General features: G+C 35.6%; 20 protein-coding genes. 5 read left to right on the forward strand and 15 right to left on the reverse strand.

The genetic code is table 11. The features are described from left to right. Nucleotides 1-69: 69 nt before the first annotated feature. Together DR980_RS06020 and DR980_RS06025 are read right to left on the reverse strand one after the other, a co-directional pair. Nucleotides 70-366: a DUF721 domain-containing protein gene (locus DR980_RS06020; RefSeq protein WP_073355171.1), complete on the reverse strand. Its 297-nt coding sequence runs from the start codon at nt 364-366 to the stop codon at nt 70-72. Continuing rightward, complete coding sequence (locus DR980_RS06025) at nt 347-787, reverse strand: hypothetical protein (RefSeq protein WP_113634353.1); 441 nt, start codon at nt 785-787, stop codon at nt 347-349. Before DR980_RS06025 ends, DR980_RS06020 begins: the two co-directional genes overlap by 20 nt. Before the next feature lie 238 nt (nt 788-1,025). On the opposite strand from DR980_RS06025, the gene DR980_RS06030 reads away from it, so the two are divergent. Further along, nucleotides 1,026-2,102 (forward strand): serine hydrolase domain-containing protein, encoded by a 1,077-nt coding sequence (locus DR980_RS06030; protein WP_113634354.1) that lies wholly within the window; start codon nt 1,026-1,028, stop codon nt 2,100-2,102. Between the two features lie 187 nt (nt 2,103-2,289). Here DR980_RS06030 and ftsY read toward each other — a convergent pair whose 3' ends face one another. The 12 genes from ftsY to DR980_RS06090 form a co-directional block, all read right to left on the reverse strand. Continuing rightward, nucleotides 2,290-3,243, reverse strand: coding sequence for a signal recognition particle-docking protein FtsY (ftsY, locus tag DR980_RS06035; RefSeq protein WP_113634355.1), 954 nt, complete (start codon nt 3,241-3,243; stop codon nt 2,290-2,292). Between the two features lie 127 nt (nt 3,244-3,370). Then, a complete protein-coding gene (locus DR980_RS06040) occupies nt 3,371-3,523 on the reverse strand; it encodes a DUF4295 domain-containing protein (protein WP_072987107.1) in 153 nt (50 codons plus the stop codon). Between the two features lie 76 nt (nt 3,524-3,599). Beyond that, a complete protein-coding gene (gene rpmG, locus DR980_RS06045) occupies nt 3,600-3,782 on the reverse strand; it encodes a 50S ribosomal protein L33 (RefSeq protein WP_007805817.1) in 183 nt (60 codons plus the stop codon). A gap of 27 nt (nt 3,783-3,809) precedes the next feature. Then, complete coding sequence (gene rpmB, locus DR980_RS06050; protein WP_024980263.1) at nt 3,810-4,046, reverse strand: 50S ribosomal protein L28; 237 nt, start codon at nt 4,044-4,046, stop codon at nt 3,810-3,812. A gap of 72 nt (nt 4,047-4,118) precedes the next feature. Next, nucleotides 4,119-5,372, reverse strand: coding sequence for a CinA family nicotinamide mononucleotide deamidase-related protein (locus DR980_RS06055; protein WP_113634356.1), 1,254 nt, complete (start codon nt 5,370-5,372; stop codon nt 4,119-4,121). A 217-nt stretch (nt 5,373-5,589) separates the two neighbouring features. Then, nucleotides 5,590-5,934, reverse strand: a complete 345-nt coding sequence (locus tag DR980_RS06060) for an Hpt domain-containing protein (RefSeq protein ID WP_113634357.1) — start codon at nt 5,932-5,934, stop codon at nt 5,590-5,592. Next, the gene (locus DR980_RS06065) at nt 5,934-6,545 is read right to left on the reverse strand and encodes a fumarylacetoacetate hydrolase family protein (RefSeq protein ID WP_113634358.1); all 612 of its coding nucleotides are present in this window, start codon (nt 6,543-6,545) and stop codon (nt 5,934-5,936) included. Before DR980_RS06065 ends, DR980_RS06060 begins: the two co-directional genes overlap by 1 nt. 43 nt (nt 6,546-6,588) lie before the next feature. Next, the gene (locus tag DR980_RS06070; RefSeq protein ID WP_113634359.1) at nt 6,589-7,365 is read right to left on the reverse strand and encodes a 3'-5' exonuclease; all 777 of its coding nucleotides are present in this window, start codon (nt 7,363-7,365) and stop codon (nt 6,589-6,591) included. Nucleotides 7,366-7,510: 145 nt separating this feature from the next. Further along, nucleotides 7,511-8,812: a dihydrolipoamide acetyltransferase family protein gene (locus tag DR980_RS06075; RefSeq protein ID WP_113634360.1), complete on the reverse strand. Its 1,302-nt coding sequence runs from the start codon at nt 8,810-8,812 to the stop codon at nt 7,511-7,513. 84 nt (nt 8,813-8,896) lie between these two features. Beyond that, nucleotides 8,897-10,060, reverse strand: coding sequence for a glycosyltransferase family 2 protein (locus tag DR980_RS06080; protein ID WP_113634361.1), 1,164 nt, complete (start codon nt 10,058-10,060; stop codon nt 8,897-8,899). A gap of 3 nt (nt 10,061-10,063) precedes the next feature. Continuing rightward, a complete protein-coding gene (locus DR980_RS06085) occupies nt 10,064-10,354 on the reverse strand; it encodes a type II toxin-antitoxin system RelE/ParE family toxin (protein ID WP_113634362.1) in 291 nt (96 codons plus the stop codon). Then, complete coding sequence (locus DR980_RS06090; protein WP_113634363.1) at nt 10,351-10,596, reverse strand: hypothetical protein; 246 nt, start codon at nt 10,594-10,596, stop codon at nt 10,351-10,353. The genes DR980_RS06085 and DR980_RS06090 overlap by 4 nt, the downstream gene beginning before the upstream one ends. A gap of 294 nt (nt 10,597-10,890) precedes the next feature. On the opposite strand from DR980_RS06090, the gene DR980_RS06095 reads away from it, so the two are divergent. The 4 genes from DR980_RS06095 (at nt 10,891) to DR980_RS06110 (ending at nt 14,843) form a co-directional block, all read left to right on the forward strand. Further along, on the forward strand, nt 10,891-11,856 hold the full coding sequence (locus DR980_RS06095; protein WP_244199262.1) for a T9SS C-terminal target domain-containing protein: 966 nt from the start codon (nt 10,891-10,893) through the stop codon (nt 11,854-11,856). Between the two features lie 83 nt (nt 11,857-11,939). Continuing rightward, nucleotides 11,940-13,802, forward strand: a complete 1,863-nt coding sequence (locus DR980_RS06100; RefSeq protein ID WP_113634364.1) for an ABC-F family ATP-binding cassette domain-containing protein — start codon at nt 11,940-11,942, stop codon at nt 13,800-13,802. A 172-nt stretch (nt 13,803-13,974) separates the two neighbouring features. Beyond that, on the forward strand, nt 13,975-14,265 hold the full coding sequence (locus DR980_RS06105; protein ID WP_113634365.1) for a hypothetical protein: 291 nt from the start codon (nt 13,975-13,977) through the stop codon (nt 14,263-14,265). A 125-nt stretch (nt 14,266-14,390) separates the two neighbouring features. Continuing rightward, the gene (locus tag DR980_RS06110; protein WP_167400542.1) at nt 14,391-14,843 is read left to right on the forward strand and encodes a Gmad2 immunoglobulin-like domain-containing protein; all 453 of its coding nucleotides are present in this window, start codon (nt 14,391-14,393) and stop codon (nt 14,841-14,843) included. A 170-nt stretch (nt 14,844-15,013) separates the two neighbouring features. Here DR980_RS06110 and DR980_RS06115 read toward each other — a convergent pair whose 3' ends face one another. Beyond that, on the reverse strand, nt 15,014-16,561 hold the full coding sequence (locus tag DR980_RS06115; protein ID WP_113634367.1) for an SDR family NAD(P)-dependent oxidoreductase: 1,548 nt from the start codon (nt 16,559-16,561) through the stop codon (nt 15,014-15,016). Between the last annotated feature and the right edge of the window lie 74 nt (nt 16,562-16,635).

Genomic DNA, 16,635 nt, shown 5'->3' on the forward strand with positions numbered 1-16,635 from the left:
TTTTTAAATCTTAATATCTAACAATCGAAAATATCTAATCTATTCTAAAAATCTAACTATCTAAGAAGTCTAACGCAAAACCACATCTTTCACCACATCACGTCTTAATTCCTCATTAATCATAGCCACAATTTTAGACTTTCCGTGACTTAATTCTTCACGCAAAACAGACGAAGTCAACTCTACATACAACGTACTTCCTTTCAAAACTACATTATTCGTATAGCTGTTCACGCCATTACCCATTAGGTTTTTCCACGCATCTTTCACGTCAATTTGATCCATTCCGGGTTGCAGTTTATTCACTTGGATAATCTGTTTCAAAACATCCCCTATCGTACTTTGATTATTTAGTCGTTTTGCCATCGCCCAGTAAATTTATTGGTGTTGCTTTCTTGTAATGATATTCTGTTTTTTCCTTGTTCAACAGCACTAATTCTTCCGCTGACACAGCAATTAACTCCTCACTCCACTTCATGTAAGGCGTAGAATAGTCTAAAAAAACTTTGTCATCCGCAAATCGAACCGTTACGTTTTCATACGTATCATTCACTAAAAAAGTTCCGTCTAATTGCGGCATCACTTTCTTCCGAATCCCTTTATTATTCTTTATTTCAAAATAATCATACACTTCATTCATCCCGTATTCCTTATCCTTTATGGAATCAAAAACAACCTTCTCCACTTCCCAATATCCATTTATTTTAGAAATGTCTTCTGGCTTTACCTTTTGCTGACACCCCACAAAAAGGAATGCAAAAAATAGAATGCTAACTGTCTTTTTCATATAATTATTATTTTTAGGAGCTGTTTCCTGCTTTTCGCTTCAATCTTTTTATCCGCTGAAAAAGCGTCTAAAAAGGATTTACGCTGCAATCAGGGCTAGGGAATTTGAGTTAAATCAAGTTTGCTCTAATTACAAAGTTACTCTTATTAAATTCAAAGAAAACAAAAATAGTGGAAACACATTAAACTATTTTCTATATTTTTGGTCTTAAAGGAATTAGAAATAAATCAGTAGTAAAATGTCAAAAATAATCTGTAGTCTGCTCATCTTATTATTATTTTGTAGTAGCTGCAGTTCCGACACTCCTGAGCCAACTCCTAATCCCACAACTGAAACACTCTATTTTCCACCTTTAACTGGTACAACTTGGGAAACAAAATCTATAGCAAGTTTAGGTTGGAAACAAACCGCTGTTCAACCGCTATTAGATTATTTAGAACTCAAAAATTCAAAATCCTTCATCATTCTTGTTAACGGCAGAATCGTAATGGAAAATTATTTCAATGGTCATGACGCTAATGCTTTTTGGTATTGGGCAAGTGCCGGAAAAACGCTAACTTCAACTGTAATAGGAATTGCACAACAAGAAAACCTAATCAACATCAACAATAAAGTTTCGCAATACATAGGAACCGGCTGGACAAGTTTGCCTTTAGCCAAAGAAAACTTGATTACAAACAAACACCTACTCAACATGACTTCCGGATTAGATGACAGTACAGATGGTGTTGATCCAGCAAGCCTAAAATTCAAAGCCGATGCAGGAACGCGTTGGGCGTATCATAATGTATATGTAAAATTACAGGATGTGATTGCGCAAGCCAGCGGTCAAACCTGGAATTCCTATTTCAATACCAAATTGAAAGATAAAATAGGAATGGATGGCGCGTGGTTTCAATTAGGCAATAATTCTGTTTATGGAAGTAATACTCGCTCCATGGCACGCTTTGGTTTGTTAATCTACAACAAAGGAAAATGGGAAAGTAACACGATAGTGAATGAGAATTATTTAAATGAAGCTACAAATACTTCACAAAATATAAATCTGGGATACGGCTATTTATGGTGGCTAAACGGAAAATCAAATTATCATTTGCCACAAAGCCAACTCCTGTTTAACGGTAGTTTAATACCAACAGCACCAGCCGATATGTATATGGCATTAGGGAAAAACGATCAAAAAATTTATATTATTCCAAGCAAAAAAATGGTCGTTATCCGAATGGGCGATGTTGCAAATCCAGACAATCCAACGTTTGCCTTATCCGATTTTGATGAAGTTTTATGGCAAAAAATCAGTGCATTATATCAATAAATCTACTTGCTTTTCAAACTTTTCATAAAACCCAAAACAAAGGAAACCAAACCCATTATCAATAAAAAATAATAAAAACCAAGACTTTTATCTCGGACAAGATTTGCCAATATAAATGAAATGATGCTTACTAAATAAAGATACATCGGAGGTGTATTTTTTAATGAAGAGAAATCCATTCTAATTATTATTTAAAAAAACTATCTACAAACTCATATTTATTAAAAACCTGAAGATCTTCAATTCCTTCGCCTACACCTATATATTTTACAGGAATTTGAAATTGATCGGAGATTCCAATGACAACACCACCTTTTGCAGTTCCGTCAAGCTTAGTAACAGCCAAACAAGTAACTTCAGTAGCCGCTGTAAATTGTTTCGCTTGTTCAAAAGCATTCTGACCGGTTGAGCCGTCCAAAACTAATAATACATCATGTGGTGCATCACCAACGACTTTTTGCATTACTCGTTTTACTTTGGTCAATTCATTCATTAAATTAATCTTATTATGCAAACGACCTGCCGTATCAATAATAACAATATCGGCATTTTGCGCCACAGCTGATTGCAAGGTATCAAAAGCCACCGAAGCCGGATCACTTCCCATTTCTTGACGAACAATAGGAACGCCTACTCTATCCGCCCATATTTGCAACTGATCTATGGCTGCGGCACGAAAAGTATCGGCTGCACCAAGAACCACATTATAGCCTTGTTTTTTAAATTGATACGCTAATTTACCAATGGTAGTAGTTTTTCCGACACCGTTTACCCCAACGACCATCAAAACATAAGGTTTGGTCTGAATTGGAATTACAAATTCACTGGCTTCTCCAGTATTTGTCTCTGATAATAAAGCAGCAATCTCTTCTCTAAGAATTTGATTAAGCTCCTCTATACCTAAGTATTTATCTGAAGCAACACGATTTTCGATTCTGGTGATTATTTTTAATGTTGTATTTACACCAACATCTGAGGCAACTAGGATTTCCTCTAAATTATCTAAAACCTCATCATCCACTTTTGACTTTCCGGCAACTGCTTTGGTTAACTTCGAAAAGAAATTTGTTTTTGATTTTTCAAGACCTTTGTCTAATGTTTCTTTTTTCTCTGATGAAAATATTCTTTTGAAAAAACTCATTGTATAAATAGTATTAAGAATGAAGTATTTAAGTCCAAAGAACCAATACGTTTTCTAACGGTAAATATAGAAAATAAAAAAGCTACTTCCGAATGAAAGTAGCTTTTCTATATAATATGAATGTTGATTATTTCTTTTTCAAGAATTCGTCAACTGATTCCGGTGTCATAATAGATTCTACGAATGTATATGCACCTGTTTTTGGAGATTTCACCATTTTGATGGCTTTTGACAATCTCTTAGAAGCTGTTTGTAACGATGCTACGGTTTTCTTTGCCATGATTCAAATGTTATTAAAATTTAAATAAAATTTTCAAATGTAGAACATTTGAGATTTTTATCAAAATCTCTAATTATTACTTAATTTCTTTGTGAACAGTTACACGTTTCAAGATTGGATTAAATTTTTTAATCTCTAATCTGTCTGGTGTATTTTTTTTGTTCTTTGTTGTAATGTATCTTGAAGTTCCTGCAACACCAGTAGTCTTGTGCTCAGTACATTCTAAAATTACCTGGATTCTATTACCTTTCTTTGCCATCTTGCTATTTTTTTATTTTGGAAGGGATTATTTAATAAATCCTTCTGACTGCGCTTTTTTCAAAACTGCAGCGATTCCATTTTTATTAATTGTTTTTATCGTAGATGCAGCTACTCTTAGAGTAATCCATCTATCTTCTTCTGGAAGATAAAAACGCTTTTTAACTAAGTTTACAGAAAATTTTCTCTTAGTTTTGTTCATAGCGTGAGAAACGTTATTTCCTACCATCGCTCTTTTACCTGTAAGGTCACAAACTCTTGACATTATACTTATCTTTTATCGTTATTCAAAATCAGGGTGCAAAGAAAAGAAAAATAAACCTATTAACCAACAATATTATCGTACATTTTTTAAAATTTCTTTCTGTAATAGTTCTAAACTTTTAATTACCGCTCTATCTATCACTTTTTCACGGGGTTGCCCAAAATTAAATTCTTCAACAATTATTTCATTTGGCGTAGCCAATGCGATAAAAACAGTCCCTATTTCCGCGTTTGAGTCTCCTTTTGTCGGTCCGGCATTTCCCGTTGTCGCAATTGCATAATCCGTTTTCATCATCTTTTGCACGCTCAAAGCCATTGCCGAAACTACCTCTCTACTCACCACAGAATATTCGTCTATAAGACTTTTGGGAACTCCTAAAACATTAATTTTTACTTCGGTTCCGTACGAAACTACACTGCCTTTAAAATATCCCGAAGCTCCTGATACGGATGTTAAAACTTCTGCAATCTTTCCTCCCGTACAACTCTCGGCAGTGGAAATGGTTTTATTTTGCTTTGTAAGCATTTTTCCAACTACTACTTCAATCGTTTCGTCATCATCAAAACCAACAATTATGTCATGAATAAGTACATCAAGAGAAGCTACATTTTCATCAATAGCCGCTTCTAATTTTTCCTTATCGGTACCTCGTGCTGAAAGCCGTAAACGAACTCTCCCGGGACTTGGTAAATAAGCTAATTTTATGAATTCAGGAAGATTGTTTTCCCAATCTTCAATTCGTTCCGCCACCAGACTTTCGCCCTGTCCATACGTCAGAATTGTTTTATGGATAATGTAAGGGCGTTTGTATTCTCGAACAACTTTTGGAATGATTTCATTTTCTACCAAATATTTCATTTCATAAGGAACTCCCGGAAGTGAAATATAAACAGTATTTTCCTTTTTCATCCACATTCCTGGCGCCGTACCCACCTGATTGTGAAGTACCGTACATTTTGAAGGAACCAGTGCCTGATCTTTATTAATTTGGGATGCCGTTCTATTCATCACGCGCTCTATAAGCTCAATTACGTGCTTTTCGACTGCTTCATCAATCACTAACTCGTCTTCAAAATAATCGCAGAACGTCTTCTTGGTAACATCATCTTTAGTTGGTCCTAAACCACCTGTTATAATAACCAAATCGACTTTGTTTTGAAGCGATGCAAACGTATCTAAAATGTGTTTTTTATCATCACTAATCGAAATCATTTCGTTGATTTCAACACCAATTTTATCTAATGATTTGGCAATAAAACCAGAATTCGTATCGACAATTTGACCTATTAAAATTTCGTCACCAATGGTAACTATGGTTGCTTTCATTTTTTTGCGATATTTTTTATGGGATTGCAATTTTAAAAGAGAAGTGTGTAAAATAGCACATTCAGTTTTTTTTTGCGTGAGGGATAGTAGTGAAAATCCTCTCTCGTTTTTTAACGAGAGAGATTACTTCACCTAACAATTATTTTCATAGGAGTTCAGTGAACTTCGTTTGTAACGGATAGCCCGACCCACTTTTTCAGCGGGTCACGCCACAATATTACAAATCGAAATCTTTTTTGATTTCTTTGATAGCGTCGTTAACTTGGTTTTTTACGCTCTTAAAAGTTTCTTTGATGTCTTTCTTTTTACCTTCGGCTTTGGTCCATGCTTCGACTTGAAGAATCTCTTCAAAAGCCACATTTAATCCCATTAAATCAAGCGTTGGTTTTATCTTATGTGCATAAGCATAAGCATGCTTGTGGTCTTTCTTTTTTATTCCTTCTTTGATTTGCAGCAAATCATCTGGAACTTCGGTAACGAATAAAGTCAGAATTTCATTTACAAATTCCGGATCGTTGTCTGAAAGTGCGTACACTTTTGAAAGGTTGTAATTTATAGCCATTATTTTACTTGTATTCTAAATAGTTGTTGTCCTTCTAAAAATCCTTCTAAAACGTCATCCGGCTTTACCGCAGCGACACCTTCTGGGGTTCCGGTAAAAATAATATCGCCAATTTTTAACGTAAAAAACTGAGAAACATACGAAATAAGCTCGTCAATTTTCCACAGCATAAAACTAGAATTACTTATTTGAACCGTCTTATTATTGTTGGTTAATTCAAAAGTAATATTTTCTAGTGAACTAAATTGATTTTTTGGCAAAAATTCACCTATAACCGCCGAGCCGTCAAATGCTTTTGCTTTTTCCCAAGGCAGCCCTTTTGCTTTTAATTTATCTTGTAAATCACGAGCGGTAAAATCGATTCCGACACTAATTTCGTCATAATATTTATGCGCAAATTTAGGCTCAATGTATTTACCCACTTTGCTTATCTTGACAATAATCTCAATTTCGTGGTGTACATCTTCCGAGAATTCCGGGATTACAAACGGATGTTGTTTCAACAATACAGCCGAATCCGGTTTCATGAAAACCACAGGTTCCGTTGGTCTTTCGTTATGCAATTCCTCTATGTGATTGGTATAATTTCTACCGATGCAGATTATTTTCATTTCTTAATTAATTCAAAAATTTAATGATTGAAAGATTCAAAAATTAGCTTAATTTATTATTCAGCTTTCGAAGTTTAATGGCCGTCAAAACTTTCTTGGTATACAACGGAAAATCAGCGTTTTGAATCCAACTGAAATAACCAGGTTCTGTTTCCAGAATTTTGTCCACCTTCACTCCTTTATGCTTTCCAAAAGTAAAAATTTCTTCATTGTCTTTGTCAAAAGCAATCATTCCTGCAAAATCAGCTATTTTTTTTCGAGTTGTAAACTCTGATAATGATTTCATGTCGTTTTCCAGTTCCGGATAACGGTCCAGTTGCGCTTTCAAAATTTCATAAGTCGCCATCGTATCAGCTTCTGCAGAATGTGCATTTTCAAGCGTTTTTCCGCAGTAAAACTTATGTGCCGCGCTTAAAGTTCGCTCTTCCATTTTATGAAAAACAGTTTGCACATCAACTGAAACTCTGTTTTTCATATCAAAATCTACGCCGGCACGTAACATTTCTTCGGCCAATAACGGAATATCAAAACGATCCGAATTAAATCCAGCCAAATCACTGTCCTTAATCATATTGTAAACTTGCGTCGCTAATTCATTAAAAGTAGGTTCATTTGCTACTTTTTCATCGGTTATGCCATGAACAGCAGTAGTTTGAGCGGGAATTGGAATCGTAGGATTCACCAACCAGGTTTTGCTTTCTTTGTTTCCGTTTGGAAAAACTTTGAATATTGAGATTTCTACAATTCTATCTTTACCGATGTCAATTCCTGTGGTTTCAAGATCGAAAAAGCAAATTGGTTTATTGAGTTTAAGTTCCATTTTTATATTTTGTGTGGATACAAATATAGAAATTTGGGTTTAATTTCGTTTAAAGTTCAACGTTTAAAGTTCCATAAAACCTCAAAAAAAGAAAACCCGATTGATTTTTGAAAATCAATCGGGTTTATATTGTAATTATATAATTTTAAACATCTCTGTTTACATCAAAAGCTTCTAAGTATTCAGCGACTCTTTTTACAAAACTGCCTCCTAACGCGCCATCAACAACTCTATGGTCATAGCTGTGCGACAAGAACATTTTCTGACGAATCCCAATAAAATCTCCTTCTGGAGTTTCAATTACGGCCGGCATTTTACGGATTGCTCCAAGGGCTAAAATTCCCACTTGCGGCTGATTTAAAATTGGCGTACCAAAAACACTTCCAAAAGTCCCTACATTGGTAACCGTATAGGTTCCGCCTTGCGTGTCATCCGGTTTTAGTTTCCCCGCTTTTGCGCGACCACCTAAATCGTTTACCGCTTTGGCCATTCCTACTAAATTCAATTGATCCGCGTTTTTAATAACGGGAACAATCAAATTTCCATTTGGTAACGAAGCCGCCATTCCAAGGTTGATATTTTTCTTTTTGATTATATAATCCCCATCAACAGAAATGTTCATTCCAGGATAATCTTTCAGCGCTTTCGCAACCGCTTCCATGAAAATTGGCGTATACGTCAATTTTTCACCTTCTCTTTTTTCGAAAGTATTTTTATTTTTCTCTCTCCATTTCACAATATTCGTCACATCGACTTCAATAAATGATTGTACGTGAGCCGAAGTTTGTACTGAAGCGACCATGTAACCCGCAATTAGCTTGCGCATTCTATCCATTTCAATAATTTCATCACCACCACTTACAGATACCGGAGCCGCTTTTTGTACAACTGGAGCTGCCACTGGTTTTTGAACTGCTGCCACCGGAGCCGCAACTACAGGTTGGCTTGCTCTATTTTTTACGTAGTCTAAAATATCATTTTTAGTTACTCTTCCTTCTTTTCCTGTTCCTGAAATTGATGCTAATTCAGCTACAGAAACTCCTTCTTCTTTAGCAATATTTTTAACTAAAGGCGATAAAAATTTTTCAGAATCAGAGAAATCTACCGGAGCCGCAACACTTTCTTTGGCAGCATCCACTGTTTTTACCACTTCAGCAATAACCTCAGGAGCAACTGCTTCTTTTACAATTGACACCAATTCTCCACCTTCAGTTTCAATAATTGCGATGGTCTGACCAACCTGAACCAAATCATCTTTACTGAACAATTGTTCCACTAAAATCCCCGAAACTTCACTTGGCACTTCACTGTCTACTTTATCAGTAGCAATTTCAAGTACGGCTTCGTCCGCTTCAATTTTGTCTCCAACTTCTTTTAACCAGTTTGTAATGGTTGCTTCCGCAACGCTTTCTCCCATTTTTGGAAGTTTTAATTCAAATCTTGCCATATTGTTAACCTAAAAGGTGATATTGATTTTCAGTTTGCGAAATTACTAAATATTTCAAATATAAATTACATTAAATGTAATTTTTTACTCTATTTTTATAATCTCACCTCTCTCGTTACTATTGTTACTTCCTATTAAAAAATTAGCGGTTTTAGGTATAATTTTAAAGGTAATCCCTTTATTCCTTGACGATTCGAGAATTGCGATACATTCTTGAAAAGAAATGAATTCGTTATCTAAAATAATTTCCACTGCTTTTTTGTTTTTAACAGAAGACGAAATTACCATTTTTTCTGTTTTTAAATCGTGAAACCGGACTTTATTTTGCAAAACAAGACGCAGTTTTTCTGCTAATTTTTCGTTCGTCGAGTACAGCAGATATGATTTTGGAACTGTTTTTATTACAGATTTCCCTTGAAACATTTTTACCAAAGAAAAAAACACGATTCCAGCCTTCATAAAAATCGAGAATAACGCGGAAACACGAAAATGCTTTTTGTAAAAGAAATTCATTGCTTCCTGAAACCGCTTCATATACGTTTCGTCCTTAACGGTACTTTCTCCTTTATAGTGAATTACGGTCGTTTCATGGAAATAAAAATTGGATTTTCCTTTTTGCAAAATGCGATATGACAAATCGATATCATCGGAATACATGAAACAATCTTCGTCAAATCCGCCAACTTCAAGATACAAATCCCTTTTTAAGAACATAAAAGCACCAACGAGAATGTCTACTTTTCCAGTTTGATTTTCGTTTAAATGCTGCGCATAATATTTACCGAATATTCTAAATTTTGGAACTATTTTATACAAACCCGTAACCTTTGTAAATGCGACCCAAGGCGTTGGAATACCACGTTTGCTTTCTGGTAGAAAATTCCCGGCTCCATCAATGAGTTTACAACCCAAGACCCCTAAATCCGATTGTTTTTGGGCGAAAGCCAATACTTTTGTAAACGTATCTTCGGCGACAACCGTATCTGGATTCAGAATGCAAATATATTCTCCTTGCGCTTGGGCTACGCCAATGTTATTCCCTTTTGGGAAACCTAAATTTTCATTGTTTTGAATGAGTTTGACGTTTGGAAAACGTTGCTTCATCATGGCACAACTGTAGTCAGAAGAATTATTATCAATTACAATTATTTCTCCGTCAATGGTTTTTAAAGCGTTTTCAACACTTAAAACACATTGCTCCAGAAAATAGCGAACGTTGTAATTGAGAATGATGACAGATAATTGCAAAGCTTATTTTTTTAATTTTTTGGGATTTTGTTTCGTATTGAAAACTCTTAAAATCACAATACTTTCTTTCTCTATTGAGTAAACAATTTTAAAACTCCAAATGGCTGCAAATCTAACTTTTTCTATATTAATTATTGGTTCAACCGGAAATTTATAGGGAAAATTCGGCAGAGAATTTGCCAAATCATAAATTTCATTAAATACTAAAATAGCATTTTGAGGACTTTCTTTTTTAATGTACTTATAAATAGCTTCTAATTCATTTGATGCTTTTTTATTCCAAAGAACCTTCATTGACCTAGAATTTTTTTTCTGACTTCTTCACTTGAGTAGGTTTCTAAATTCCCTTCGCTCAATTGATGCAGAGCCTCATGAATATCTTTAGCATATTCTTTTTCAGAAATAGGATTTCCTTCTGCGTCATAACCAATAACGTTCTCTTCATCAAGAAGTTTTGCTATTTTGCTAAGAATCTTATTGTCATTAATATTTAAGATTCTTTGTGTGATATTGATTTTTAAAGTCTCCGTTTTCATAATACAAATTTTTCAACCACTCAAATATACGTTTTTTTCAGAATATTAAAAACACAAACACTTCCTACACCTTAGCCTCAATTACCTCAGTAAACTTATGTTTTCATGCGTGCTGAGTCAACTTAGTTTACCGTAAAAATACTTTGAGAAGAACTAACAAAGATCACAAACGAAAGCGCAAACGCAATCGGCAAATAAAGGTAACTCGAACTCTCATAACAATTTAAATTCTGATTTTTACGTTAAGAATTCAGTACTTTTGCCGACTAATCACGAATCCCAAGAAATAATTCATTGAAAAAGATATTCTTATTAGTCCTCTTGTTTACCATTTGTACTTCACAAGCTCAAATTTCAGGTTGCACCGATCCACTTTCTAAAAATTACAATCCTGCCGCAACTATTAATGACGGAAGTTGTGCGTATGTTTCGGTAAAAATAAAACCAAAATATTCCGTTAAGCTGAATGCGCTTTTAAAAGAAACGTCCAGCTTAATACATAGTGATTCGCTGTTATGGACTAGTAATGACAATACGGAAACGGTTCTTTATGGCATGAATGCAAAAGGTGTCATTCAAAATAAAATCCAGCTAAAAAATGTCACCAATACCGACTGGGAGGAAATTTCGCAAGACAACGACTATTTTTATATTGGCGATTTTGGAAACAATCGTACTGGAAACAGGAAAGATTTGCAGATTTTAAGAATTGAAAAAAAATCGCTTAACACAGAGAAACAAAAAATTGATACCCTTTCGTTTTCGTATTCCAATCAAAAGGATTTCAAGAACAATAAAGTGAATGCAACGAATTTTGATTGTGAGGCATTTATTGTTTCGGGAGAAAATATTTACTTGTTTACAAAACAATGGAAAGAGAGAAAAACCAGCGTATATCAAATTCCGAAGATCCCCGGAAAACATATTGCTCAACTCAAAGAATCCTACAACGTGGATGGATTAGTAACCTCAGCAACGTTTCTACCCGGAAAAAAGCTGCTAGTTTTGGCTGCCTACAGCAGGTTTTTATCACCTTTTATGTATCTGTTTTACGATTATAGTGGTTCCGTTTTCTTTTCTGGAAATAAGAGAAAAATCAATATTTCCATGCCTTTGCATCAGGTGGAAGGCATCACTACTCAGGATGGACTTCACTATTATTTAACCAATGAAAATTTCTCCAGAAAACCAATTATTACGGTCTCCCAAAAGTTGCATCACTTTGATTTAAGTGCGTTTCTAGGTAATTATCTGAAATAAAAATTGTTAATGATACCTTAGATTCAACTAAACTATTGGCAAATCGGTATTTAATAGCTTACTTTTGCAAAAAATTTAGCCTTGTGAATTACCTTTCTGTAGAAAATATCTCGAAATCTTTTGGTGAACGTACGTTGTTTAAAGACATCTCGTTTGGAATTAATAAAGATCAAAAAATTGCCTTCATAGCCAAAAATGGTTCTGGAAAAACGACTATTATGAGTATCATTAATGGTCTTGAAGAATCGGATACCGGACAAGTTGTATTGAGAAAAGGCATCAAAATGGCTTTCCTTTCGCAAAATAATAACTTGAAGGAGGAGTTAACGATTGAAGAAAGCATTTTCGCGTCGGATAATGAAACGCTGAAAGTGATTGAAGCCTATGAAAAAGCATTAGAAAATCCGGAAGACGAAGAAGCCTACCAAAAAGCTTTTGACGGAATGGATCAGCACAATGCATGGGATTTTGAAACGCAGTATAAGCAAATTTTATTCAAACTGAAATTGGAAAATTTCAAATTGAAAGTGAAAAATCTTTCAGGTGGACAGAAAAAAAGATTGTCACTTGCTATCATTTTGATTAATCGTCCTGATTTATTAATTCTGGATGAACCTACGAATCATTTGGATTTAGAGATGATTGAATGGCTGGAAAGCTATTTTGCTAAAGAAAATATTACGTTGTTTATGGTGACGCACGACCGTTTCTTCTTGGAGCGTGTTTGTAATGAAATCATCGAACTGGACAACGGAAAATTATACCAATACAAAGGAAATTACTCCTATTATTTAGAGAAAAAAGAGGAACGCATCGCATCCGAAAATTCGAGTGTGGATAAAGCACAGAATCTTTTTGTGAAAGAACTGGAATGGATGCGCCGTCAGCCGAAAGCTAGAACGACCAAATCGAAATCGCGTCAGGATGATTTTTATGAAATCAAGGAAAAAGCACAAAGTCGCCGTCGCGAAAATAAAGTAGAGCTTGAAATTAATATGGAACGCATGGGAAGCAAGATTATCGAGCTTCACAAAATTTCCAAGAAATTCAAGGATCATGTGATCATGGATAATTTCAGTTTTGATTTTCAACGTGGTGAACGTATTGGAATCATTGGAAAAAACGGAACAGGAAAATCGACTTTCTTGAATTTATTGACCGGAACTTTGCCACTTGATGGTGGAAAAGTAGTGATTGGTGAAACAATAAAAGTGGGTTACTACACACAAAGCGGAATCAACCCAAAACCGGGTCAGCGCGTAATTGATGTAATTAAGGAATACGGAGAATTCATTCCGTTGATGAAAGGAAAATTGATTTCGGCTTCGCAATTGTTAGAGCGTTTCTTATTTGATTCTAAAAAACAATATGATTTTGTGGACCGATTGAGTGGTGGAGAATTGAAACGTTTGTACTTGTGTACCGTTTTGATTCAGAATCCGAATTTCTTGATTCTGGATGAGCCAACCAATGATTTAGATATTGTAACGCTTAATGTTTTAGAAAGCTTCCTTTTGGATTATCCGGGTTGCCTTTTAGTGGTTTCTCACGACAGGTATTTTATGGATAAAATTGTGGATCACTTATTTATTTTTAGAGGTGATGGTGTGGTGGAAGATTTCCCTGGAAACTATTCTGATTTTAGAGCTTACGAAGACAGTACTGATGTGGCTCAAAAAGAAGAAAACAAAGCGGAAAAGAAAGACTGGAAACAAAACAATCCAACTGGAAACCTGACGTTCAACGAGCAAAAAGAATTCCAGAAAACAGAACGAGAAATCAAGGATTTAGAGATTCAGAAAGTAGCTATTGAGCAATTATTCTCAGATGGGAAAATTGCAGAGGCTGACATTGAAAAGAAAGCTAACGAACTGAGAAACATCATCAATAAAATTGAAGAGAAAGAAGAACGCTGGTTTGAGCTTTCAGCAAAGATAGAAGGATAGAATTAGTATTCAGTGTTCAGTCGCAGTTTGCAGTAACAAACATTAATAATATTCAGGATTAGACCCACAACAAAATTTTGATTTTGTTGTGGGTTTATTTTTGTAACTTAAACGATTGAAAGTTTCACTTTCGGATTATGCACAACCAAATTAATATATAAAACTGCAAATTATGATTATGGAAAACAAAAGAGGTATTGGCATCATTCTCACAGTAGTTTTTTTATTGCTAATCCCTTTAGTAGCAATACAGTTCACAAATGAAGTAAACTGGACCCTGTCCGATTTTGTGGTTGCTGCTGTCTTATTGCTCGGCACTGGCCTTGTCTGTGAGTTTGTCATGAGAAAGATAAAAAAAACCAATCATCGAATAATTCTTTGTGGAGTTATTATGGTAGCGCTTCTCCTTATTTGGATAGAACTTGCAGTCGGCCTTTTCGGGACAGAGTTCGCCGGATTGTAGACTCTAAACCGTGATTGCGCATTTATAATCCCGCTCTTCGAAGTATACAATAATTCTTGATATGCTACTCAAACTTCTCTGACTTTGCGCCCATAACAATGAGCAAAAAAATAAAAAATATAATTATGAAATGGACAATTTTATTATCGATAATATTATTATTCGCATGCAATAAGAAGGAAAATCAGCGCACTACTATTGTGAATGACACTTTAGTAACGATTCCTGAAGCGACCAAAATAGTAAAGGCTGAAAAGCCAGAAATTCTTTTGCCTAAGCAATATTCTAATACACGTTTCAAAGAAGTAACTGTGGAACGTATAGACGAAAATAAATTTCGAGTACGCGGAAAAGGGCAAATCTTTGAGGCAAATTTCAACTGGATTATTGAAGACGGACACGACGAATTAAAGACGGGCTTTCAGACAACTGATGCGGGAGCGCCCGACTGGGGCAACTTTGACTTTACAATTACTGTTGAGAAAAAAAGAGAGAATTCTAAATTAACCCTTGTTTTATTTGAATCAAGCGCTAAAGATGGTAGCCGTCAACATGAACTACCAATTGTTCTATTTTAAGTTTAGCCCGCTCTTAAAAGCTTGCAATAGTTCTTGGTTGAGCTAAGTAAATGTCTTTGACTATGTGCCCGCAATAGTAGTGATAAAAAACCACAACAAAATCCAATTCTGTTGTGGTTGTTTTATTCTGTGACTATTTTTAATTCCACCTTCGGGGGTTAGGGGGATTTCTACCAAGGAATCGGATTGTAATCTTTTAAAAACTTTCCGCACCAATGCTTTCCTGTATTGATTCCGTCAAACAACGGATCCATCACTCGTGCTGCTCCATCCACAATATCTAATGGCGGCTGAAAATCTTCTTCTTCCTGTTTTCTTTTAGCTAATTCTGCAGGATCTTCGTCGGTTACCCAACCCGTATCAACAGCATTCATAAAAATGCCGTCTTTTGCCAAGGTTCCAGAGGATGTGTGCGTTAGCATATTCAAGGCAGCTTTGGCCATATTGGTATGCGGATGACGGTCTTCTTTGAAAAAGCGATGAAATTTCCCTTCCATTGCTGATACATTGATGATGTGTTTTTTTCCGGTGTTGTCTTTCTTCATCACTTCCGAAAGGCGGTTGCACAATACAAAAGGTGCTACGGAATTCACCAACTGCACTTCAATCATTTCTGTGGTTTCAATTTGTCCCAATCGCAAACGCCAGCTGTTGGTTTTTCGCAAATCAACTTGTTGCAAATCGGCATCAAGTTCTCCTTCTGGGAAAACTTCATTCGCCACCAAAGCATTATCAAACGAATACGGAATCTGGGATAATTTGGCGGAAGCCCGCAACCCAATTCCAGGTTCTGGTCCGTGCCAAGTCACCGGCATATTTTGATTAGAGGAAGCGCCTGCTGTCAATACTTTTAATTCATCCAAACAATTGGTATGATCCAGCAATAATTCTTGCGCTTGTTGTGGTAAAGAAGCGATAGAACGCTCTTCATTTTCCATTAAATGGGTATAAAATCCAGCGGGACGTCTCACCGTTTGCGCCGCATTATTAATCAGAATATCCAAACGCTCGTATTTTTGCTCTATAAAATTGCAAAAAATCTCCACACTGGGAATATGTCGTAAATCCAATCCGTGAATTTTCAAACGATGTCCCCAATCCATGAAATCGTCTTCCATAGAAAAACGCAAAGCGGAATCCACCGGGAAACGAGTCGTAGCAATAACGGTTGCTCCACCACGCAATAGCATCAACGTAATGTGATAGCCAATTTTTAAGCGAGAACCAGTAATAACAGCAACTTGTCCGTTTACATCTGCGGTTTGGAAACGTTTGGCATAATTAAAATCACCACAATCCGTACACATCGTATCGTAAAAATGGTGCATTTTAGTAAACTCCGTTTTACACACGTAACAATTTCGTGGAGTTTCCAGTTCCAATTGTTCCTTGTTCACAAGATCATTGTACGCCAATAATTTTGGCGCCATAAAAATACTCGCTTCGCGCGCATGACGAATTCCTGTTTCCTTTCGGGCGGTTCGATCGCGTTTTTCCATTTTGCGTTTGGCAGCCTCTTTTCCGTCTTTTTTTCTACGGGAAAGTTCGTCACGATCGGGTCTGGAAAACATTCCTGCCGCTTTGATTAAAGCCGTTCGTTGTTCTTTTGGAATATCAAATATTTGGTCGGTATCGGTATTCAGTTGTGCCAAAATAGCGATGCATCGGTCAATTTCTTCCGAGCTTATCGCAGTTTTATGTTCTATTTGTTCAGTCATTATCGTAAAAAATGGATATTATTCTTGTGCAAATTCCAAGGGTGCAAATATAGCCTTTTTAAAGTCGGAAAGTT

Source organism: Flavobacterium psychrolimnae (assembly GCF_003312425.1).
GTDB classification, from domain to species: Bacteria; Bacteroidota; Bacteroidia; order Flavobacteriales; family Flavobacteriaceae; genus Flavobacterium; species Flavobacterium psychrolimnae.